Raw genomic sequence first — 21,456 nt, forward strand, 5'->3', positions numbered from 1 at the left:
CGGTCCCGCTCGCGCACCGCCCTTCCCGCCGGGCGGGAGGAATCGCAAAAAATCACCCCAGAAACCGCCCGACCAGCAGCCGGGCGAGATCCCGCGGCGGGTCGGGGGTGAGCACGGCGAGCTTGCGCGAGGTCGAGAGCGAGGCGAGCCCGTGCAGGGCGGCCCAGAGGGCGGCCACCGCCCGGCGGCGCTCGTCGGCGGGGACGATCAGCGGCGCCAGCACCGTATCGACGAGCATGACCGGCTCGGCCAGGGCCGCGGCGTACCAGTCCGGAAACGGCTGGTCCGGTGCGACGAGATGCTCGAACAGCAGGCTCCAGACCCGCGGGTCGGCGGCGACGAAGACGAGGTAGGCGTCGGCGAGCGCCAGGGCGTTGTCCCGCGCCGCCCGCTCGGGATCGATCACGGCGCTCAGCGCCGTATGCAGCCGGGCCAGGGTGCGGGCGTTGACCCGCAGCACCACCTGATCGAGGTCGCCCACCGCGTTGTAGATCGAGTTCGGCGCGTAGCCGATGGCCGCCGCCAGCCGCCGCATGCCGAGCGCACGATAGCCCTCGTTGCGTACGAGACTCTCCGCCGCGCCCGCGACCAGGGCGATGAAGCCCTCCCGGTCGTGCTCGCCCCGCGGTCCGCTGCCCCGTGCCTTGGGTGCCGAGTCTCTTGCGGAAGTTCTTGCGAAGTCTCTTGCCGCCTCTTTTGCCAAATCCGTCTCCGTGCCTGCTCGCCGCCCGTTCCCGTGCCGGTTCGCACGCCTCATCCGGGGTAGATTGCACGCCGTGCAATATCAAGCTTGCGGCCGACTCGGACCGCGTTCATTTTGAACACCGTGCAAAACGCGGATTTGACGCCTACGCCGTCGGCAGGCAGTCATGCCCGGAGCCGGGAGAGACCACGATGTTCCGCACACTGATGACGACGCGACGCTTCGCGCCGCTGTTCTGGTGCCAATTCTTTTCAGCCTTCAACGACAATTTCCTCAAGAACGCGCTCGCTCTGCTGATCCTGTTTCAGGTGAGCGCGCGGGGCGAGAGTTCGGGCGGGGTGCTGGTGACGCTGGCCAGCGCCGTGTTCATCGGCCCGTTCTTCATCCTGTCGGGCCTCGGCGGGCAGATGGCCGACCGCTATGACAAGGCGGTGCTGGCCAAGCGGCTGAAATTCGCGGAGATTTTCGCGGCCCTGCTCTCGGTGCTTGGCTTCTGGCTGCACTCGGTGCCGCTGCTGTTTGCAGCCCTCGGCCTGTTCGGGATCATCGCGGCGCTGTTCGGGCCGATCAAGTACGGCATCCTGCCCGACCACCTGAAGCGCGAGGAACTGACCGCCGGCAACGCGCTCGTCGAGGCCGCGACCTTCCTCGCCATCCTGCTCGGCACCATCACGGCGGGTCTGGCCATGGCGATGGGCGGTCACGCGCTCGGGCTCGGCGCCGGGCTGATGGGCATGGCGGTCCTGTGCTGGCTCGCCGCGCGGATGATCCCGGCCACCGGCGAGGGCGCGCCCGACCTTCATGTCGACCGCAACGTCGCCCGCTCCACCGCCGAACTCCTGCGCGACCTGTGGTCCGACACGCGGCTGTGGCGCGGCTCGGTGATCGTCAGCTGGTTCTGGCTCGTCGGCGTGGTCATCCTCTCGCTGATGCCCGTGCTTGTGCGCCAGACCCTCAACGGCACCGAGATCGTCGCCACCACCCTGCTCGCGATCTTCTCCGTCGGCATCGCGGTCGGCTCCGGCCTTGCCTCGTGGCTCGCGAGCGGGCGCATCGTGCTGCTGCCGACGCCGGTCGGCGCGGTGCTGATGGGCCTGTTCGGGCTCGATCTCGCCTGGACGGTCTCGCAGGTGAGTCCCGCCGTCGGAGAGCCCGTCGGCGCCTGGGACTTCATCTCCGGCGGCTCGGGCCTGCGCATCGCCATCGACTTCTTCGGTCTCGCCGTCGCGGGCGGGCTCTACGTCGTGCCCTCGTTTGCCGCGGTGCAGGCCTGGACCGAGAAGGCCAAGCGCGCCCGCGTCATTGGCGCGGTCAACGTGCTGACGGCCGCCTTCATGGTCGCCGGCACCCTGGCGCTCGCGGTGCTTCAGGGCCTCGGCCTCTCCACGGCGCAGCTTCTCGGCCTCGTGGCCGTGCTGAACCTGATCGCCGGCGCGGTGATCCTCGTGACCCTGCCGACGAACCCCCTGCGCGATGCCCTCTCGATCCTGTTCCGCGCCTTCTACCGCCTGGAGGTGAAGGGCCTGGAGAACGTCGAGAAGGCGGGCCCGAACGCCATCGTCGCCCTCAACCACGTCTCCTTCCTCGACGCGCCGCTGGCGCTCTCGCTGCTCGACAAGGAACCGGTCTTCGCCATCGACCACGGCATTGCCCAGCGCTGGTGGGTGAAGCCGTTCCTCAAGGTGACGAAGGCGATGCCGCTCGACCCGACGCGGCCGCTCGCCACCCGCACGCTGATCAACGCGGTCAAGAGCGGCGAGACGCTGATCATCTTCCCCGAGGGCCGGCTCACCGTCACGGGCAGCCTGATGAAGGTCTATGACGGCGCGGGCCTCATCGCCGACAAGTCCGGCGCCATGGTCGTGCCGGTGAAGATCGACGGGCCGGAGCGCACCATCTTCTCGCGCCTGAAGCGCGATCAGGTCCGCCGGGCGTGGTGGCCGAAGGTGACGGTGACGATCATGCCGCCGGTCCGCCTCCACGTCGATCCCGAACTCAAGGGCAAGAACCGCCGTCGCGCTGCGGGCGCGGCGCTCTACGACATCATGTCGGACCTCGTCTTCGAGACCGCCGACATCGACCGCGGCGTCTTCGCCGCGCTCATCGAGGCGGGCCAGCTTCACGGCTGGCGGCGCACGGCGCTCGAAGACCCGGTCTCGGGCACGATGAGCTATGCCCGCCTGGTGATGGGCGCCAACATCCTGGGCCGGAAGCTTCAGGCGCTGCTGCCCGACGCAAAAAAGCCGGTCGGGCTGATGCTGCCCAACGCCAACGGCGCGGCGGTGACGTTCTTCGCGCTGGCCAGTGCGGGCCGCGTGCCGGCGATGATCAACTTCTCCGCCGGCCCCGCCGCGGTGCTCTCGGCCTGCCGCGCGGCGCAGGTCGACACCCTCCTCACCTCGCGCGCCTTCATCGAGAAGGGGCGCCTCGGTGCCCTGATCGAAGGCATCCAGGGTAGCCTGCGCCTGATCTATCTCGAGGACGTGCGGGCGGGCGTCACCACCGGCGACAAGATCCGCGGATTCTTGGAGCCCCGCCGTCCGCTCGTCGCGCGGCATGGCAGCGATCCGGCGGCGATCCTGTTCACCTCCGGGAGCGAGGGCACGCCGAAGGGCGTGATGCTCGCCAACCGGGCGATGCTCGCCAACACCGCGCAGGTCGCCGCCCGCATCGATTTCGGGCCGCGCGACAAGGTGTTCAACGTGCTGCCGGTGTTCCACGCCTTCGGGCTGACGGCGGGGCTGGTGCTGCCGCTGATCTCGGGCGTGCCGGTCTACCTCTACCCCTCGCCGCTGCACTACCGGATCGTGCCCGAACTCATCTACGGCACCAACGCCACGGTCCTGTTCGGCACCGACACCTTCCTCACCGGCTACGCGAAGATGGCGCATTCCTACGACCTGCGCTCCCTGCGCTACGTCGTGGCCGGCGCCGAGCCGGTGAAGCAGGCGACCCGCAAGACCTGGGCGGAAAAGTTCGGCCTGCGCATCCTGGAAGGCTACGGCGTCACCGAATGCGGGCCGGTGCTCGCGCTCAACACCCCGATGTTCAACCGCTTCGGCACGGTCGGTCGCCTCCTGCCGGGGATCGAGTCGCGGCTCGAGCCCGTGCCCGGCATTGATGAGGGCGGGCGCCTCATGGTGCGCGGCCCCAACATCATGCTCGGCTACCTGCGCGCGGAAAACCCCGGCGTGCTCGAGCCGCCCGCCGACGGCTGGTACGACACCGGCGACATCGTCGCTTTTGATACCGACGGCTTCGTGACGATCAAGGGCCGGGCCAAGCGCTTTGCCAAGATCGCGGGCGAGATGGTGTCGCTGGCCAGCGTCGAGGCCTTGGCCGCCGAACTCTGGCCCGACGCCCCGAGCGCGGTGGCCGCCGTGCCCGACGCTCGCAAGGGCGAGCGCCTGATCCTGTTCACGCAAGCCAAGGGCGCGACGCGGGCCGCCTACCAGACCCACGCCAAGAGCCGGGGCGCGGCCGACGTCGCGGTCCCCGCCGAGGTGGTCGTCTTGGAAGGCCTGCCGATGCTCGGCACCGGCAAGGTCGATCAGGTGAGCGTGACGAAGCTCGCGCGTGAACGGGCGGCGACGGCGGAGGCGGCGTGAGGGTTGGGAGGTGATCCCATCTGATCCTTCATCCTGAGGTGCCGCCGCTTCGCGCGCCACGTCAGGATGAGGGTGACGACGGGAAGAACCGGATCACACGGGCAGCCCATCCGTGCCGTAGAGAAAATCCTGACTGCAGGCGGCATCCGGTCCGGCGGATGGCTTCACCGCGGCGGTGAGCCGTACGTCGTCCAGCACGGCCCGCCGCGTTCGTCGATCCGGTGCAGGCCCGATCGGTTCGGGGCGTACGATCGGCCGCCCATCCTGCGCGAGGATGATCGTCTCGCCCGCTTCGGCACGCTCGAGGCGATCGGGTAACCGAGTTTCGGCATCCGCCACGGAAACACGCATCCGCCCTCCTGTCGCAACGCTCCGGTCTCGGTGCGCGCCGGCAGTCGAACTTAAACCATTCTTGGCCCTATCCTCGGCCCGCCTCACCCTCCGCTGGTCCGTTGCCGATGCCCCTCTCTCGCCGCCGCTTCCTCGCCTCCTCGCTCGGCCTCGCGATCGTCGGCCCTGCCGCCGCGCAGAGCTATGGTCAGACCTTCAAGGTCGAGAACGACGAGGGCCGGCCGGTGGCCAACATGCGGCTGCCCGGCGAGATCACCGGGCAGATCCAGGAATTGCGTGGTGTCACCTATGTCGGCCCGCGCGAGGCCGAGGTGACCCTCTACGAGTTCTTCGACTACAACTGCCCCTGGTGCCGCAAGGCGGCCGCCGACGTCACCGCGCTCGCCGCCAGCGACCCGGCTCTGCGCATCGGCCTCGTCCACAACCCGATCCTCTCGCCGATGTCGGCGCAGGCCGCCAAGGTCTCGCTCGCGGTCCAGCGCAAGCTCGGCTCGGCGGCGGCCTTCGCCTTCTACGGCCAGCTTCTCGCCACCAAGGGCCAGATCGATGGGCTCAAGGCGCTCGACATCGGTGCCAAGGCCGGGGTGACGCGGGCCGAACTCGAACAGATCGCCGACAGCGACGAGGTGCGCGAGGCGATGCGCGCGCACATGACCGTCGCGGCCAATCTCGGCCTCACCGCGACCCCCTCCTACGTCCTCGGCAATACCGGCGTGCTGGGCCATCCCGGCGTGAAGTCGCTTGCGAAGATGATCGGGGCGATGCGGCGCTGCGATCAGATCGCCTGCGGATAGGCGCGCTCGTCCACGGGCCCGTCAGGCGCCGCCGATGAGGATGCCCGTCGCGAGCACGAGGGAGCCGCCGAGCACGATCTGGAAGGCGGCCCGTAGGAAGGGCGTCTCCATGTAGCGGTTCTGAATCCAGACGATGGCCCAGAGTTCGAAGAAGACCACGGCGAAGGCGATGCTCGTCGCCAGCCAGAAGTTCGGGATCAGGTAGGGCAGCGCGTGACCGAGGCCGCCGAGCGCGGTCATCACGCCGGAGGCGAGGCCGCGCTTCAGCGGTGACCCGCGCCCGGAGATCTTGCCGTCGTCGTGGGCGGCCTCGGTGAAGCCCATCGAGATGCCTGCGCCGATCGAGGCCGAGAGGCCGACGAGGAAGGTCGTCCACGGGTTCTGCGTGGCAAACGCCGTGGCGAAGATCGGGGCGAGCGTCGAGACCGACCCGTCCATGAGGCCCGCAAGCCCCGGCTGGACCCAGGTCAGGATGAACTGGCGATGGGCAGCCGCGTCCTCCTCGTCGCGGACGGAGCCGCCGAGATGCTCGTCCGCCAGCGCCTCGGCCGTCCGCTCGTGCGCGCTTTCCGCTGCGGCGAGGTCGCCGAGCAGGCGGCGCGTGTCGGCGTCGGTCGAGCGCCGGGCGGCGGCGAGGTAGAAATCGCGCGCCTGCCGCTCCATCGCGGCGGCCTCCTCACGGACCCGGTCGAGCCCGAGATTGCGCATCAGCCAGACCGGCTTGCGGCTGTAATAGCCGGCGATGTGCTCGCGCCGGATCGGGATGATGAAGTCGCCGAAGCGCTGCTTGTAGCGCGCGATCAGGCGGCGGCGATGCTCGTCCTCGGCCTCCGCCATCGCGTCGAACAGGGCGGCCGAATGAGGATAATCGCCGCGCAGGCGCCCGGCATAGGCCCAGTAGATCTGGCCGTCCTCCTCCTCGGACCCGATCGCGAGCGCCAGGATCTCCTGCTCGCTGAGATCGTCGAACCGTTTCCGGCCGCCGAGCGTCAGCATCGAGAGACGGCTCATCATGACTCTGTCGACTCCGGGGACGGCGCGTTGGAGAGGGCGTGGCAGAGGGCGCGGATCGCCTTACCCCTCCTGCTCCTGCAGCAGCCGGTACTCACGCCCGTGCCGGCAATAGCCCTCGACGATGTGGCTCATCATCGCGCGCTTCGCCGCGTCGAGGGTGCCGAGGATGCGGGCCGGGCGCCCGCCCCAGAGATGGCCGCCCTCCAGCAACTGGCCCGGATCGGTGGTCGAGCCGCCGGCCAGCATCACGTCGTCGGCCACCACCGTGCCCGGCGCCAGCACCGAGCCGATGCCGATGAGGCTGCGGGCGCCGATCCGGCAATCGGCCATGCGCACGTTGTGGCCGATCGTGGTGTCGCGCCCGATCACCACGCCCTCGCCGCGGCTGCGGATCACCGTGTTGTCCTGGATGTTGGTGTCGGCGCCGACCACGATCGGCCCGACCTCCGCGGCGAGTTCGCAGGAGAACAGCACCGTCGATCCGGCGCCCAGCGCGATGCGGCCGGATAGCCGGGCGGTGCGGGCCACGAACACGCTCTCTTCGGTCTCGGGCGGCTCAGGATGCGCGGCCGGGCTCGCTGCCTCGCCGGACGCCTCGCGCAGGCGCTCGGCCCGTTCGGCCAGTTCCTCCGGCGTCACCGGGCGCAGGCGCTTGGCCGGGTTGCCGCCATAGGCGAAGCCGCTCTCGAGCTTCGAGCGCGGGAAGATGGTGGCGCCCGCCTCGATCAGCACGTTGTTGCCGACGATCGCCCCGTCGAGGATGATCGCGTCGTCCTCGATCACCACGTCCGAGCCCACGGTGCAGGCATGCACCACCGCGTTGCGGCCGACCGTGACCCGGTCGCCGATATGCGTCGGCAGCGATTCGGTGGCGATGTGGACGGTGGAGCGGGCGCCGAGCCAGAAGCGGTCGCCGGCGGTGATCGGCTGGCCGTCGCTGCGGATCACGCTGTCGTCGCCGAGCCAGGCCTGGGCCCCGAGGGTGGCGGCGCCGATCACGGTGCTGGCGCGCCCGCACCAGACGGGGCGGCTGGCGAAGACCGGCAGGATGCCGTCGTAGGGCAGGATCAGGTCGGGCGTCACGTCGCGGCTCGCTGTTCGTCGAAACGGCGCCGGTGGCGCAGTCCTATTGTTGAGCCATATAGGCTCACGGGCAAAGGGGGTCACGGGCCGGCGCGAAACGCCGGGGCCGGTCTGTCGGCGCCGCGTACGCGTTCCCTCAATGTGGGTCATGTGTGGGTCATGACGGTCAGCATCCAGTCCGAGCCCTTCGACACCGCCGCCGAGATCGCCCGGATCGAAGCGGAGCTGGCCGGCCGGGCCGGGGCGGTGGTGACCTTCTCCGGCCTCTGCCGCGACGAGGCGGGCCGGCTCGCCGCGCTGGAGCTGGAGCATTATCCCGGCATGGCCGAGGCCGAGATCGCCCGCGTGGTGGAGGAGGCGCGCGCTCGCTGGCCGGTCCAGGCCCTGCGGGTGATCCACCGCCACGGGCTGGTGCGGCCGGGCGAGGGCATCGTCCTCGTGATCACCGCCTCGCCGCACCGCAAGGCCGCCTTCGCCGCGGCCGACTTCCTGATGGATTACCTCAAGACCCGCGCCCCGTTCTGGAAGCGCGAGCACCTCGCCGACGGCACCACCGGCGGCTGGGTCGCGGCGACGGAGGCCGACGCCGCCGCCGCCCAAGCCTGGGTCTGAATTCCGGGTCTGAATCTCGGGCCTGAATTTCGGGCCTGACACATCACCGATTGTCCCGGGGTCTTTTTTAGCCCCGCATGAACCGCGAACGGATCCCCCGAACCATGACGGCTCCCCCTTTCAGCCCGCCGGCCAACCCGCCGGGCGCGTGGCGCCTTGCGGCCGCGGGCATCGCGGTCGTGGCCTTCGCCGCCGCCCTCTGGCTCGCCTGGACCGCGGCGGCGACGCTGCTGCTGATCTTTTCCGGCATCCTGTTCGCCGTCTTCCTCGATGGGGTGACCCGGGGCCTCGGCCATGTGCTGCCGATCGGGCGCGGGTGGCGCCTCGCACTCGCCAGCCTCGTGCTCGCTGCCCTCGCCCTGGGGCTCACGGCCTTCGGCGGCGCCACCGTGGCGAGCCAGGCACGCGACCTCGGCACGACGGTCCGCCAGCAATCGGAGACCGTGCGCGACTGGCTGAAGGAGCGCGGCGTCGAGATCGACCTGTCGCAGGGGGCACCGACGGAGGCCGGTCAGGGCGGAGAAGGCAAGGGCCAGGATACGGGCAAAGAGACGGGCAAAGAGACGGGCAAGGACGCGGGCAAGGACAAGAACGAGAAGGAAGGCGGCCTCGCCGGCCTCGCCTCGGGCGCCCTCAAGAGCCCCGGCTCGCTGCTGTCGGATGCCGGCAGCGTGCTCGGTCCGGCGGCGACCGTGGTGATCGCGCTGTTCAACGCGCTCGGCAACGTCCTCGTGATCGTCTTCCTCGGTGTTGCCATCGCCGCCGACCCGGGGAGCTACCGCGGCGGCGCCCTGCGGCTCGTGCCCCCGCGCCACCGCGAGAAGGGCGCGCGCGTCCTCGACGGATCGGGCGAGACCCTGCGGCACTGGCTGTTCGGGCAGCTCGTGACCATGGCGGCGATCTTCGTGCTGACCTGGGCGGGCTTGAGCTTCCTCGGGATCGGCGGTGCGCTGATCCTCGGGCTCCAGGCGGGCCTGCTCGCCTTCGTGCCGACCATCGGGCCGTTGATCGCGGGTCTGGTGATCGTGCTGAGCAGCCTCGCTTCGGGGCTGAACGGATTGCTCGGGGCGCTCGGCGTCTACCTCGCGGTGCAGGCGGCGGAGAGCTACGGGCTCACCCCGTTCATCCAGCGCCGCGCCCTCGACCTGCCAGCGGCGACGATCTTCGCCGGCCAGCTCCTGCTCGGCGTGCTGTTCGGCCTGTGGGGCGTGGCGCTCGCGCTGCCGCTCGTGGCCGTGATCAAGGTGCTGCTGGAAGAACTCTACATCGAGGACGGGGCCGAAGCGGAGGCCTGACGGTCCGCTCCGGCCCCGATCACCTTACGGCGCCATGTCGGGGACCGACTTGACGGTCCCCATCTCGGATGCGGGCGTCGGCTGGGCCGGGGTGCCGATCTGCGGCGGCGGGGTGAGCTGCAGGTGCTCGCTGGTATAGGCCAGCGCCTGTTGCACCCGCTGCGGATCGCCGTTCAGCTTCGTGCCGTAGCTCGGCACGATCTGGCGGATCTTCGCCTGCCATTCGGGGCTGGCGACCTTCTGCGCAAACACCTTCTCCAGCACGGTCAGCATGATCGGCGCGGCGGTGGAAGCGCCCGGCGAGGCGCCGAGCAGGGCGGCGATGCTGCCGTCCTTGGCGCTCACGACTTCGGTGCCGAGCTTGAGCACGCCGCCCTTCTCCGGGTCGCGCTTGATGATCTGCACGCGCTGCCCGGCCTGGACGAGGCGCCACTCGTCCTTCTTCGCATCGGGGAAGTACTCGCGCAGGGCCTGGTAGCGGTCCTCGTCGGACAGCATCACCTGGCCGGCGAGGTACTCGATCAGCGGGTACTGCTCGACGCCGACGCGGACCATCGGCCAGACATTGCTGGTGGTGGTCGAGGTCAGCAGGTCGAAATACGAGCCTTCCTTCAGGAACTTGGTCGAGAAGGTCGCGAACGGTCCGAACAGGATCACGCGCTTGCCGTCGAGCACCCGCGTGTCGAGGTGCGGCACGGACATCGGCGGCGAGCCGACCGAGGCCTTGCCGTAGGCCTTGGCGAGGTGGCGCAGGGCCACGTCCTGGTTATCGGTGACGAGGAACGAGCCGCCGACGGGGAAGCCGCCATACTCGTCGGCCTCGGGAATGCCGGTGGCCTGCAGCAGGTGCAGCGCGCCGCCGCCCGCGCCGATGAACACGAACCGGGCATCGACCGTGTGGCGGCTGCCGTCCTTCAGGTTCTTCGACGTGACGCGCCAAGTCCCGTCCTTGTTGCGCTCGAAGCTCTCGACCTCGGTCGAGAGGCGCAGGTCGAACTTCGGGCCGCTCTTCAGCGAGGCGATGTACTGGCGGGTGACCTCACCCCACTCGCAATCGGTGCCGAGCGGCGACCACGTGGCGGCGACCTTCTGCTTCGGGTCGCGGCCCTCCATCATCAGGGGGACCCACTTCTTGACCTGCTCGGGGTCGGTCGAGAACTCCATCCCGGCAAAGAGCGGGCTCGCCTTCAGCGCCTCGTAGCGCTTGCGCAGGAAGGTGATGTTGTCGTCACCCCAGACGAAGCTCATGTGGGGCGTGGAGTTGATGAAGGAGCGCGGGTTCTTCAGCACGCCCTTCTGGACCTGCCAGGCCATGAACTGGCGCGTGACCTGGAAGGCCTCGTTGATCTCGACGGCCTTGTTGATCTGGACGTTCCCCTTGGAATCCTCCGGGGTGTAGTTCAGCTCGGCCAGGGCCGAGTGGCCGGTGCCGGCATTGTTCCAGCCGTTGGAGCTTTCCAGGGCCACGCCGTCGAGCCGCTCGACCATCTCCAGCGACCAGTCGGGTTCGAGTTCGCGCAGCCAGACACCGAGCGTCGCGCTCATGATGCCGCCGCCGATCAGCAGGACATCGACCTTGCGGGGCTCGTCCGCCGCGAGCAGGGGCGAACCCGGCAGAGCCGTCGCCGCCAGACCCGCCAGCGCGCCGCCGAGAACGTGACGCCGGTTCATCGGCATCAGACTATATTGCACATTGGCGGAACGGATGTGCAGTTTATCGTCATTATTCATTTTATTTTTCGCGCCGCTCAAAAATTTATTGGCCCGAGTGGTCCGCTACAACACGTTCGGGCGAGCGACAACCCGCCGATTACATGGCTGCCATGCCCTGAAACCTTGAACACTCGCAGCCGATTGTCAGGCCAACCCCAGGTCGCCGACCGCCCCCGTGACGAACCCGTGCGCAAGCCCTCAGCGCGCCGCCGAGCGCTCCACTCGGCGGACGCTCCCCAGCAGGGCGAGGACCCACAGCAGCGGCCGGACGAGACTCCCGGACTTAGGCTTTCGGGGAGGGCGGCCGCTCAGCCGTCATGGGCGGCCGGGACGGCGGCGATGCCGGCGCCGGCGGCCCAGGCGTTGAGATCCTGCTTGCGGATCGCCGCCGCCATCATGTCGGGGAAGAGATCCGGCGTGCAGGCGAAGGCGGGCACGCCGAGTGCAGCGAGCCGCGCGGCCAGCCCCCGGTCATAGGCCGGCGCGCCCTCGTCGGAGAGGGCCAAGAGCGCCACCACCTGCACGCCGGCAGCAACAAGTCGCTGGGCCTGGGCGAGCAGGCCGGCCTCGACCCCGCCCTCGTAGAGATCGGAGATCAGGACCAGCACCGTGTCCTCGGGCCGGGTGATGCGCGAGGCGCAGTAGCCCACTGCCCGGTTGATGTCGGTGCCGCCGCCGAGCTGGACCGAGAACAGCACCTCGACGGGGTCATCCATCGCGTCGGAGAGATCGACCACCTCGGTGTCGAACACCACGAGCCGGGTCGAGACGGCCGGCAGCGAGGCCATCACCGCCCCGAAGATGCTGGAATAGACCACGGAATTGGCCATCGAGCCGGACTGGTCGATGCAGAGGATCACGTCTTTCAGCGATCCGCGGCTTTTCCGCCCGTGGCCGAGGCGGGTCTCGGGGATGATGGTGCGGTACTCCGCCTGATAGTGGCGCAGGTTCGCCCGGATGGTGCGGTTCCAGTCGATTTCGGCGTGGCGCGGGCGGCGGTTGATGCTGGCCCGGTCGATCGCCCCGGTCACGGCCTGCCGCAGCGGCTCTTCCAGCCGCTTCATCAGCGCGTCCACGACCTTGCGCACCACGAGCCGCGCCGTCTCCTTGGTGCGCCCGCCGAGCAGGCCGCGCATCGAGATCAGGGTCGAGACGAGGGAGACGTCGGGCTGGACCGCCTCCAGCATCTCCGGCTCGGTCAGCATCCGCTTGAGGTCGAGCCGCTCGAAGGCGTCGCGCTGCATCACCTGCACTACGGAGGCCGGGAAGTAGTCGCGGATATCGCCGAGCCAGCGCGGTACGGACGGAGCGGAGGCGCCGAGACCGCCCTTGCGATCGGAATCGTAGAGGGCGCCCATCGCCCGGTCGAGCCGCTGGTCGCGCTCGCTTAAAGTGCAGCCGGTGCCCTCGGCCGCCCCGCCGCCGAGCACGAGGCGCCAGCGGCGCAGGCGTTCCGCTTCGCGCGCGCTCATGCGGCGTCTCCGGTGGTTTCGTCCGCGGTTCTGGGGGGCTCGGTGCCGAGCAGCAGGCGCAGGATCGGCAGCACCTTGGCCGCGCGCGCCGCATCGAAACCCCGGGCGCCTTCCGCCTCGCCGGGAGCGGCCCCGCCCGGCCGGGCCAACGCCTCGCCGACCGCCCGGCGCTCGGCCGGCGCCAGGGTCGCGAAGGTGCGGCGCACCAGCGGCAGCAACTCGGTGAAGAGGTCCGCGTCGAGGCCGCAGAGCCAGTCATCGACGACGGCAAGCAATTCGCGCCCGTGGATCAGCACGGTGCCGCTATCCTCCAGAAACCCCTCGATCCAGGCGGCGGCCGGTCCCGCACCCGAGGCCCGCGACAGAGCGAGGCGCAGGCGCTCGCCGGCCTCCGCGGCCGCGATGGCGCGGTCGTCGAAGAGCAGACGCACGGCGCGGCCGACGACGCGGCCGTGGACATGCTCCTGATCGGCCAGCGCCCGCAGGGCCTCCCCCCACACCGCCTTCAGCTCCGGCTCTTCGATCAGCCCGACCGCGCCGGAGACGGCGACGATGCGCGCCTTGGCGGCGCTCGCCGCGTCGTCGTCGAGGCTCTGGCAGGCGGCGACTAATCCAGCGGCGGCGCGCGGCACGAGGCCCCGCACCACGGCGAGCACGGGCTCGGTGTCCGAGGAGCGCACCGAGCCGTAGCGGGCGAGTTCGGCGAGCGGGGGCAGCGCCTCCATCAGGTCGAACACGTCGGCCGAGACCGCGGCGCGGTCGTTGAGTGCGCGGATCACCTCCGCCGTGGCCTCGGCGAGGTCGGCGTCGAGCAGGGTGCCGATCAGGCCGGAGAGCTCGGCGACGCGGGTCGCCTCGCGGGCGCGGACCCGCACCCGGCCGGCGGCGGCCTCGGCGATGGTGCCGCCTTCGGCCGAGGCCGCCACCAGTTCCACCACCCATTCCGGCTGCCAAGCCAGAAACCAGCCTTCCTTGAAGGTGCCGCGCCCGCGCGCCTCGCGCCGCTCCCCCCAGGGGATGCCGATCAGGCTCAGCCGGTTCAGGAAATGGCTGCGGGCCAGATCCGTCTCCTTGCGCAGGTCGAGGGTGATCTCGCCCGCTGCCGCGCCGGGTTTCAGGCGCAGGCGCTTGCACTGCGCCTCGAAATCCGCCTCGACCGGGGTGCCGGGGCTGTCCGGCGGGGTCGCACCAAGGCGCTCGCCGATCACGAGCTTGCGCCGGATCAGCCCCATCGGCGCCGGGTCGGCGAAGCAGAGCGTGGCCTGCGCCGCCTCGTCGAGATCGTCGAGGGAGGGCCGGGACCGGCCGCGAAAACCCGCCAGCGCCTCGGCGAGCCGCGCCGCCTCGATCACCGAGGCCGGTGAGGCATCGAGGTCGTTCTCCCGTAGCAGCGCGGCGGCGCGGGCGAGCCAGCGGGCGGCGACCCGGCCCTCGTGGTGCCACAGGGTGTCGTACCATTCCGGCGAGAGCACTCCGGCGCGATAGCCGGAGGCGAAGGCCAGCCGCTCGTAGGACCAGGGCGCCCAGGCCGCGGCGACCTTGGTCTTGGGCAGGTTCTTCAGGGTCGCGGTATCCGCCGTGGCTTGGCCCTTGGCGTCGTGGCGGGCGAGCGCGGGCACGTGCCACGCGCCGCAGATCACGGCGATGCGCTCGAATCCGTCCTTGGCCGCCCGCCGGATCGCGCTGCGCATATGCGCCTCACGCGCCTCCTCGCGGAACGCTTCGTCGGGGTCGGTCTCGGCGCCCTCGCGCAGGGCCGCCATCGCCTCATGGATCGCGGCGAACACGTCGCCATCCGCGCCTGCGCGGCTCTCGACCAGCGCGTCCCACCAGCGCTCGCCGTCCGGGTAGCCGGCGAGTGCCGCGAGTTCGCCGAGCGGATCGCGCCGGATCGCGGCCGATGCAGGCCCGTCCCCGGATGGGGTTTCGGCCGCGTCGGAAACCGGCTCCGCATCGATCGGCGCGGCCTCCGGCGAGGCTTCCGGCGCGCCAAAGCCGTCGGCAAGCTGGATCGCGTGCGGCAGGTCGATGAAGCGCAGGGTCGCGCCCGCCGCGACGCCAAAGCGCATCGCCACCCATTCCGGCGAGAAGGCTGCGAAGGGGAAGAAGGCGCAATCGCGCGGCCGGTCCGGCCGGTAGACGAGGAGCGCGACGGGCGGCGCCATCGCCTCGTGGGCGGCCAGCGGGATCAGCGCGTCGGCGTCCGGCGGCCCCTCGATCAGCAGGCAATCGGGGTTGAGCGCGTCGAGCGCCGCCTTGAGCGAGCGGGCCGAGCCGGGGCCGTGGTGGCGGATGCCGAAAAGGCGGATGTCAGGCATCACTCGGGTCACGCGCTCGCGCGAGCGGCCTTATAGAAATCCTTCCAGCCGTCGCGCTCCTTCACCACGGTTTCGAGATACTCGCGCCAGACGATGGCGTCCTGCACCGGGTCTTTCACCACGGCGCCACTGATCCCCGAGACGAGGTCGTGGGCCGAGAGGCGGCCATCGCCGAAATGCGCGGCGAGTGCCAGCCCGCTGCCGACGACGCTGATGGCTTCGGCCGTCGAGAGCGTGCCCGAGGGCTGCTTCACCTTGCTCTTGCCATCCGCCGTCACCCCCTCGCGCAGCTCGCGAAAAATCGTGACGACGCGGCGGATCTGCTCGGCGCCCGGCGGCTCGGCCGGGATCTCGAAGGCACGCCCGAGCGCGGCGACGCGGGTCTCGACGATGGCGATCTCGGCCTCGATCGTGGCGGGCGGCGGCAGCACCACGGTGTTGAAGCGGCGCTTGAGCGCGCTCGACAATTCGTTGACGCCGCGGTCCCGGTTGTTGGCCGTGGCGATGAGGTTGAAGCCTTTTTGCGCCGCGACCTCCTCGTTCAGCTCGGGGATCGGCAGGGTCTTTTCCGAGAGGACGGTGATGAAGCTGTCCTGCGTCTCGGAGGGGATGCGGGTCAGCTCCTCGACGCGGGCGATGCGGCCCTCGTTCATCGCCCGCATGATCGGCGAGGCCACCACCGCCTCGCGGCTCGGGCCCTTGGCCAGCAGCAGCGCGTAGTTCCAGCCGTAGCGGATCGCCTCCTCGCTGGTGCCGGCGGTGCCCTGCACGATCAGGCGCGAGGTGCCGCAGATCGCCGCCGCCAGATGCTCGCTGACCCAGCTCTTGGCGGTGCCCGGCACGCCGAGCAGCAGCAGCGCCCGATCGGTGGCCAGCGTGGCCACCGCGACCTCCATCAGGCGCCGGTCGCCGATGTATTTCGGGGTGACCTCGAAGCCCGACGGCAGTTTGCCGCCGAGCAGGTAGGTGACGACCGCCTGCGGCGACATCTGCCAGTTCGGCGGGCGCAGCCGGTCGTCGGAGTCGCGCAAGGCGGCGATCTCCTCGGCGAAGGCATCCTCGGCGGCCTGGCGCAGCTGCGCGGTCTTGACGGCGTGGGTCGATGTCATCCTTGAGCCGTTCCCCCTATGGTGGTTTCCGGTCGGAAGTCGCGCCGGATCGCGGCGCGCAGTTCCAGCACGCCCGTCAATCCCGTGAGCTGCGTGCGCAGGCGGTCGCCCTCCCCCTCCGGCAGCCGCGCCAGGATGGCGGCGGCGGAGGCGGCGCTGTCGTCGCTCGGCCAGAGCCGGTCGCCGAGGCGGGCGATCACCCAGGGCTTGGCGAGATCGCGCCGCAGGGCGTCCGACCCGCGGGTGACGAAGGCGAGCCAATCGAGCAAAACGGCGCTGAAGGACTCGGAAAAGTGTTCCGGGCCTTGGCCCAGCACGGCCAGCACCACCTCGATCTTGCGGGCGCGGATCAAAGCGGCGACCCGTGCCTCCCATTCGGCGTCGGGCAGGAGATTGAGTGCCTCCGCCCACATCCCCAAAACCTCGTTGGTGCGGCGGACGCCGGTGACCTTGCCCTCGTAGGCGTCCGCCGTGATGTCGGCCATCGCCTCCGCCCAGGCCGGGTCGAGCGTGCGCTTGGCCGCTGAGAACAGGCCGTGGAAGACCGGGTCGGCCCACTCGCTGCGCAAGGCGAGCTCGATCCAGAGCCGCGGCGGATGCGCGGCGAAGGCGTGAAGCGGCGCGCGTGCCAGGATCGCCCGCAGCAAGCCGGCGCGGGCACCGCCGCCGCGCCGCTCCCAGCTGTTGGCCTCGACGCCGTCACGGGCGAGGTCCGGGCTCTCCTCCGGCAGGGTGACGACGAGATTGTGCGTGGTGCCGCCGAGCAGCTTGCGCTTGCTCTCGACGCTGAGCGCAGCCCGAACGCGCGCCGCCATGCGCTCGGCATAGCGCGAGCCGGGAAGCCCCGGCAGCAGGTGCTGCGCGGCCAGCCGCACGCCGCTCGCGCGGTCGTCGAGGCAGGCCTCGAGAAAGGGTTCGTCGGCCGCCGACAGGCCGGTCGCCAGGGCGTGGACCAGGGCCTCGCGCGCGTCGGCCTTCTCCTTGCGGAAGAGCGGCTCCAGGGCGGCGCGCGCGCCTTCCGGATCGCGGGCGCGGAAGGCCGCGAAAGCGGCGCGCCGCTCGGCCACCGTGCCTTCCGTCCAGTCCGAAGCCTCCGCCGCGTCCGATCCTTCGGCCGGGGCCTCGCCGCAGGCGCGGGCGAGCCAGTCGAGTTCGGCGCCCACGACCGCCTGCGCCGCGGCGGGAAGGGTGCTGCGCTGGAGCATCAAGGCCTGGAGCAGCCAAGCGGGCGGGCGCGTGCCCGTTGCGGCGGCGCGTTCGAACCATTCCTCGACGCGGCTGCGCGCGCTGGTGCCCTCGGTGAGGAGGCCGTAGAGCCGCGTCGCGGCCGCGGGCGGGCATTCGGGACCGAAGCGGCCGCGCTCCTCCAGCGGCGTCAGCGCCTCCGGCCCGAGTTCCAGGCCGGCGCGGTGGTGGGCGCCCTCGGCGGCGAGCCGCGCCAGCAGGGCGGCGCCGGGATCGGCCTCCGCGACGAGGGCGGTCAGCGTTGAGGGCTCGCCAAGCGGGGCGCGCTCGGCGCCCAGCAGCGCGGCGGCGAGCGTCGGCTCCCAACCGTCCGGGGCAGTTTCGGTCGCGTCCATTAGGCCACCTGCAGCAGGACGGGCTGCGAATCCTGCGCCGGCATCGCGTAGAGGCGGCCCTCCGCGACCAGGGCAAGGGGGCTCAGGCCGTAGCCGTCGTAGAGGCCGAACAGATCGACCGGGCGGCCCGCCGCCACCGCGAGCAGGCTCGGCAGGCGCGGCTCGGCCCGCAGCGCAAGGCTGCCGGTCTCGTCGCCCGCCGCGAAGGCCGCCGCACTGCCGGCGGCGAGGCGCCCGAGCCGCACACGCCCCAGCCGCACCGGCCAGCGCTCGAGCCAGGGAGCGCGCGACAGCGCATCGGCGAAGGCGTCCCGCGCCACCGCGACGCTGGTCGCGCCGGGCAAAGCCGCCTCGGCCGCCGGGCCGGCTTGGCCCTCACGAAACACGGCCCGCAGCGGCGGGTCGCCGGGCTGGAAGGCGAGCACGCCGGAAAAATGCTGGCCGGCAGCCGGTGCCGGCGGCAGGGGCGCGCCCGCGGTTCCGTAATCGATGACCTGAGCCAGGGCGCCGCTGGCGCGGCCGACGAGCCAGACCGAGCGCGCGGTCAGCCGGTCCTCCTCCTCGACCGCGTGGGCCAGCACCGCCCAGGTGTCGGCATGGTCGGGCCGGGCCGCCATCTCCTCGGCGGTGACGGGGTAGCCGAGCGCCGCGCGCACGCCCGCCGCCTGTTCGCGCGACAGCGCATCGAGGCGGCGCGCGGCCCGGAGCAACAGGGCGAGCCGGCCGAGGCCGAGGCCGAGCGCGGCTTCCGGCCGGGGCGCGCCGGCCTGAGGCGCCGCGATCAGCCCCGGCAGGGCGCGCACCCGGCGGGCGAGGCCCGGCGCCTGCCCGTCCACGAGGCGCCCGGCCATGCGGTCCCAGAAGGCGTAGGGTTCGCCCCGCGCGGCGGCGAGCCCGCGCCGCATCAGGTCGCGCAGCCAGAGGTCGAGTTCGTCGAGCGCGGCCGCGACCCGGTCCTCGCGGGCCTGACGCCGCTTGGCCTGCGCCCGCTCGTCGACGGGCTTGGCGGGTTCCTTCGCCCGGGTCTCGGCCGCGGCGGCCCGGCTCTCGCGCCCCTTCATCCAGGCGGCGGCCCAGTCCGGCGGCTCCCCCTCGGCGATCGGCGCGCTCGCATCGACCAGCATCAGGCCGAGGCCGTGCTTGCACGGGAACTTGCGGCTCGGGCAGGTGCATTTCGAGGACGGTCCTGCGAGATCCGCGACCGTGCGGTAGGGGCTCGCCCCGCTGCCCTTGATCTCGCCCCAGATCACCGTGCCCGCCCGGCCGAGGCCGGCCCATTTCTGCGGTTTCGCCTGATCCTGCCCGGCCTTGCGGCTCGATGCGTCAGGGGCGAGATCGAGGATCTGGGCAGTCGTCAGGCTCATGCGGCGCGTGCGGCTGGATGTCCGTCAGTCGAATCGTTGGACAACCAGATTAGACAGATCGGCTCGATGAGCAAGTTTTCCTGCGATCCGGCTTTTCGCTAAGCCGGCAATCCTCTTTACGACGGCTGATCTGAGGCTAATCTAAGAATTATTCTAGTTCACCGCGCCGGGCACGAATCATAGCCTGCGGGGCGCTCAGCCTTGCTCGTCGGTGTTGCGCCATTCCCGCTCGAAGGGCAGGCGCCACGCCTGCGGCGCCACGAGCTGGTGGATCGATTTCGGCCCCCAGGAGCCCAACGCGTAGAGCCGCACCGGCGGCGGCGCCTCCAGGAGCGGCGTCGAGACCTCCCACAGCCGCTCGATGCCCTCGGCTGTGGTGAACAGGGTGTGGTCGCCGCGCATGGCGTCGAGGATCAGCCGCTCATAGGCCTCCAGCACCTCGCCCATCAGGCCGGTATCCTTCATGTTGAACTGGAGCGAGAGCTTGTCGAGCCGCATCCCCGGCCCCGGCCGCTTGCCGTAGAAGGACAGCGACATCTTCGAGGCGTCGGCGAGATCGAAGGTGAGGTGGTCGGGCCCCTGCGCGCCGACCCCCGAATTGACCGGGAACATGCTTTTGGGCGGCTCGCGGAAGGCGATCGAGATGATGCGCTGCCCCTCCGCCAGCCGCTTGCCGGTGCGCAGGAAGAACGGCACCCCGGCCCAGCGCCAGTTGTCGATGCGGCACTTGAGGGCGATGAAGGTCTCGGTTTCCGATTGCGGATCGACGCCGGGCTCGTCCCGGTAGCCGGCATATTGCCCGCGCACCACCTCGCGCGGGTCGAGCGGGAGCATCGAGCGGAACACCTTGTTCTTCTCTTCCGAGATCGGGCCGGGTTCGAGCGAGGTCGGCGGCTCCATCGCCATGAAGCCGAGGATCTGGAACAGGTGGGTCACCACCATGTCGCGATAGGCGCCGGTCGCCTCGTAGAAGGCCGCGCGGGTGCCTAGGCCCAGCGTCTCCGGCACGTCGATCTGCACGTGGTCGATGAAGGTGCGGTTCCAGATCGGCTCGAACAGGCCGTTGGCGAAGCGGAAGGCCAGGATGTTCTGCGCCGGCTCCTTGCCGAGGAAGTGGTCGATGCGGAAGATCTGGTCCTCGGAGAAGACCTCGTGCAGCCGGTCGTTGAGCGCCACCGCACTCTCCAGATCGGTGCCGAACGGCTTCTCCATGACGATGCGCGAGCCCGCGGCCAGACCCGCCTCGGCGAGCAGGCGCACCACGGTGAGCGCCGCGGCGGGCGGCACGCTGAGATAGTGCAGCCGCCGGCTCTCCTGGCCGGGATGCGCCTGAGCGAGACCCGCCTCGGCGCGGGCCACCGCCGCGGCGAGCGCCTCGGCGCCGGCCGAGAGCGACACATAGTCGAGCCGCTCGGCGAAGGCCGCCCACTCCCCGTCCCCGGCATGACGGGTGAAGAACCGGTCGATCGCCTTGTGCGCATGTTCGCGGAACGCCTCGACGCCGATATCGTCCAGCGACACGCCGACGATGCGCAAGTCGGGGATGAAGCCGGCACTGAACAAGTGGAACAGGCCGGGCAGGAGTTTTCGCTGGGCGAGGTCGCCGGTGGCGCCGACGAGGACGACGACCTGCGGATATTTCGGGCCCACGCCCGCCCCCAGCCGTGACGTGCGCGATCCTGCCAAGCGGGCCTCCATCGGCGCGCCGAACTTGCGCGCACAGGGTGAGGTAGGGCCAGCGCGATTCGTGCCAAGCTTGTGCGGACGCGACGCGTCCGGCCAGGATTGCGGAATACCAAGATCGGGTACATCTTGCCGGCCGGAGGGATCGATGCCGCGAAACACGTCCGTCTCGCTCGGCGAGCACTTTGCGCAGTTCATCGACCGCCAGGTCGAGGGGGGACGTTACGGCTCCGCCAGCGAAGTGGTCCGGGCCGGGCTTCGTCTCCTTGAGGAGCAGGAGGCCGCACTCGACACGCTCCGGGCCGCGCTGATCGAGGGGGAGGAGAGCGGCCCGCCCGAGCTCTTCGATACGGAGGCCTTTCTCCGGGAGAAGCGTGCGGGCGCGATCCGAGGATGAGCGTCCGCCTCTCGCCGAGGGCGCGCGCGGATCTCAGCCGGATCTGGGACGATTCGGCCGAGCGCTGGGGAGCGGATCAGGCCGACCGCTACATCCGCCTTCTAGCCGGAGGCTTCGACCGATTGGCGGAGGATCCGGCTCGGGGTCTAAGGGCCGATGAGATCCGCAAGGGGTATTTCCGCCTCTCCGTCGGATCGCACGTCCTATTCTACCGCCTGGGCGCCGAGGGCGGCATCGAGGTCATCCGCATCCTTCACGGGCGGATGGATTTCAAACGCCATCTTTGAGATCGCATCGCGACGGGATCGATGGGCCTCGGGCGCGGTGCCGCATCGCGCCGCCGGATGATCCACCCCATTT

At 70.8% G+C, this 21,456-nt stretch carries 17 protein-coding genes; 6 read left to right on the forward strand and 11 right to left on the reverse strand.

The window, feature by feature from the left end; translation table 11 throughout:
• Positions 1-52 precede the first annotated feature (52 nt).
• Positions 53-703, reverse strand: coding sequence for a TetR/AcrR family transcriptional regulator (locus tag OVA30_RS03895; RefSeq protein WP_268174672.1), 651 nt, complete (start codon positions 701-703; stop codon positions 53-55).
• A 191-nt stretch (positions 704-894) separates the two neighbouring features.
• Here OVA30_RS03895 and OVA30_RS03900 point away from each other — a divergent pair, with 191 nt between their 5' ends.
• Positions 895-4,311, forward strand: a complete 3,417-nt coding sequence (locus OVA30_RS03900; RefSeq protein ID WP_268174673.1) for an acyl-[ACP]--phospholipid O-acyltransferase — start codon at positions 895-897, stop codon at positions 4,309-4,311.
• Positions 4,312-4,404: 93 nt separating this feature from the next.
• Here the strand turns inward: OVA30_RS03900 and OVA30_RS03905 are convergent, their stop codons facing one another.
• Complete coding sequence (locus OVA30_RS03905) at positions 4,405-4,662, reverse strand: type II toxin-antitoxin system Phd/YefM family antitoxin (RefSeq protein ID WP_268174674.1); 258 nt, start codon at positions 4,660-4,662, stop codon at positions 4,405-4,407.
• 107 nt (positions 4,663-4,769) lie between these two features.
• On the opposite strand from OVA30_RS03905, the gene OVA30_RS03910 reads away from it, so the two are divergent.
• Entirely contained in the window at positions 4,770-5,456 is a 687-nt protein-coding gene (locus tag OVA30_RS03910) for a DsbA family protein (protein WP_268174675.1), read from the forward strand.
• 21 nt (positions 5,457-5,477) lie between these two features.
• Here the strand turns inward: OVA30_RS03910 and mbfA are convergent, their stop codons facing one another.
• Positions 5,478-6,470, reverse strand: coding sequence for an iron exporter MbfA (gene mbfA / locus OVA30_RS03915; RefSeq protein ID WP_268174676.1), 993 nt, complete (start codon positions 6,468-6,470; stop codon positions 5,478-5,480).
• A gap of 60 nt (positions 6,471-6,530) precedes the next feature.
• Positions 6,531-7,553, reverse strand: a complete 1,023-nt coding sequence (locus OVA30_RS03920; RefSeq protein ID WP_003597735.1) for a gamma carbonic anhydrase family protein — start codon at positions 7,551-7,553, stop codon at positions 6,531-6,533.
• 159 nt (positions 7,554-7,712) lie between these two features.
• On the opposite strand from OVA30_RS03920, the gene OVA30_RS03925 reads away from it, so the two are divergent.
• Entirely contained in the window at positions 7,713-8,165 is a 453-nt protein-coding gene (locus tag OVA30_RS03925) for a molybdenum cofactor biosynthesis protein MoaE (RefSeq protein ID WP_015822121.1), read from the forward strand.
• Positions 8,166-8,269: 104 nt separating this feature from the next.
• Entirely contained in the window at positions 8,270-9,460 is a 1,191-nt protein-coding gene (locus tag OVA30_RS03930) for an AI-2E family transporter (RefSeq protein ID WP_268174677.1), read from the forward strand.
• A gap of 24 nt (positions 9,461-9,484) precedes the next feature.
• Here the strand turns inward: OVA30_RS03930 and mqo are convergent, their stop codons facing one another.
• The 7 genes from mqo to zwf all read right to left on the reverse strand — a co-directional run bounded on the left by mqo (position 9,485) and on the right by zwf (position 20,714).
• A complete protein-coding gene (mqo, locus tag OVA30_RS03935) occupies positions 9,485-11,137 on the reverse strand; it encodes a malate dehydrogenase (quinone) (RefSeq protein WP_056112273.1) in 1,653 nt (550 codons plus the stop codon).
• A gap of 344 nt (positions 11,138-11,481) precedes the next feature.
• Positions 11,482-12,645 carry a VWA domain-containing protein gene (locus OVA30_RS03940; protein WP_056111930.1) on the reverse strand — a complete coding sequence of 388 codons (1,164 nt, stop codon included), beginning with the start codon at positions 12,643-12,645 and terminating at the stop codon, positions 11,482-11,484.
• On the reverse strand, positions 12,642-14,963 hold the full coding sequence (locus tag OVA30_RS03945) for a DUF5682 family protein (protein WP_268174678.1): 2,322 nt from the start codon (positions 14,961-14,963) through the stop codon (positions 12,642-12,644). The genes OVA30_RS03940 and OVA30_RS03945 overlap by 4 nt, the downstream gene beginning before the upstream one ends.
• Before the next feature lie 8 nt (positions 14,964-14,971).
• Positions 14,972-16,072 carry an ATP-binding protein gene (locus OVA30_RS03950; protein WP_268174679.1) on the reverse strand — a complete coding sequence of 367 codons (1,101 nt, stop codon included), beginning with the start codon at positions 16,070-16,072 and terminating at the stop codon, positions 14,972-14,974.
• On the reverse strand, positions 16,069-17,652 hold the full coding sequence (locus OVA30_RS03955; RefSeq protein WP_268174680.1) for a DUF5691 domain-containing protein: 1,584 nt from the start codon (positions 17,650-17,652) through the stop codon (positions 16,069-16,071). Before OVA30_RS03955 ends, OVA30_RS03950 begins: the two co-directional genes overlap by 4 nt.
• Entirely contained in the window at positions 17,652-19,016 is a 1,365-nt protein-coding gene (locus OVA30_RS03960; protein WP_268174681.1) for an SWIM zinc finger family protein, read from the reverse strand. The genes OVA30_RS03955 and OVA30_RS03960 overlap by 1 nt, the downstream gene beginning before the upstream one ends.
• 195 nt (positions 19,017-19,211) lie before the next feature.
• Positions 19,212-20,714 carry a glucose-6-phosphate dehydrogenase gene (gene zwf, locus OVA30_RS03965; RefSeq protein ID WP_268174682.1) on the reverse strand — a complete coding sequence of 501 codons (1,503 nt, stop codon included), beginning with the start codon at positions 20,712-20,714 and terminating at the stop codon, positions 19,212-19,214.
• 133 nt (positions 20,715-20,847) lie between these two features.
• Here zwf and OVA30_RS03970 point away from each other — a divergent pair, with 133 nt between their 5' ends.
• Together OVA30_RS03970 and OVA30_RS03975 are read left to right on the forward strand one after the other, a co-directional pair.
• On the forward strand, positions 20,848-21,096 hold the full coding sequence (locus OVA30_RS03970) for a type II toxin-antitoxin system ParD family antitoxin (RefSeq protein WP_012253127.1): 249 nt from the start codon (positions 20,848-20,850) through the stop codon (positions 21,094-21,096).
• Positions 21,093-21,383, forward strand: a complete 291-nt coding sequence (locus OVA30_RS03975) for a type II toxin-antitoxin system RelE/ParE family toxin (RefSeq protein WP_056507173.1) — start codon at positions 21,093-21,095, stop codon at positions 21,381-21,383. Before OVA30_RS03970 ends, OVA30_RS03975 begins: the two co-directional genes overlap by 4 nt.
• The last annotated feature ends 73 nt before the right edge of the window (positions 21,384-21,456 follow it).

Source organism: Methylorubrum sp. SL192, from assembly GCF_026672325.1.
Lineage (GTDB): Bacteria > Pseudomonadota > Alphaproteobacteria > Rhizobiales > Beijerinckiaceae > Methylobacterium > Methylobacterium extorquens.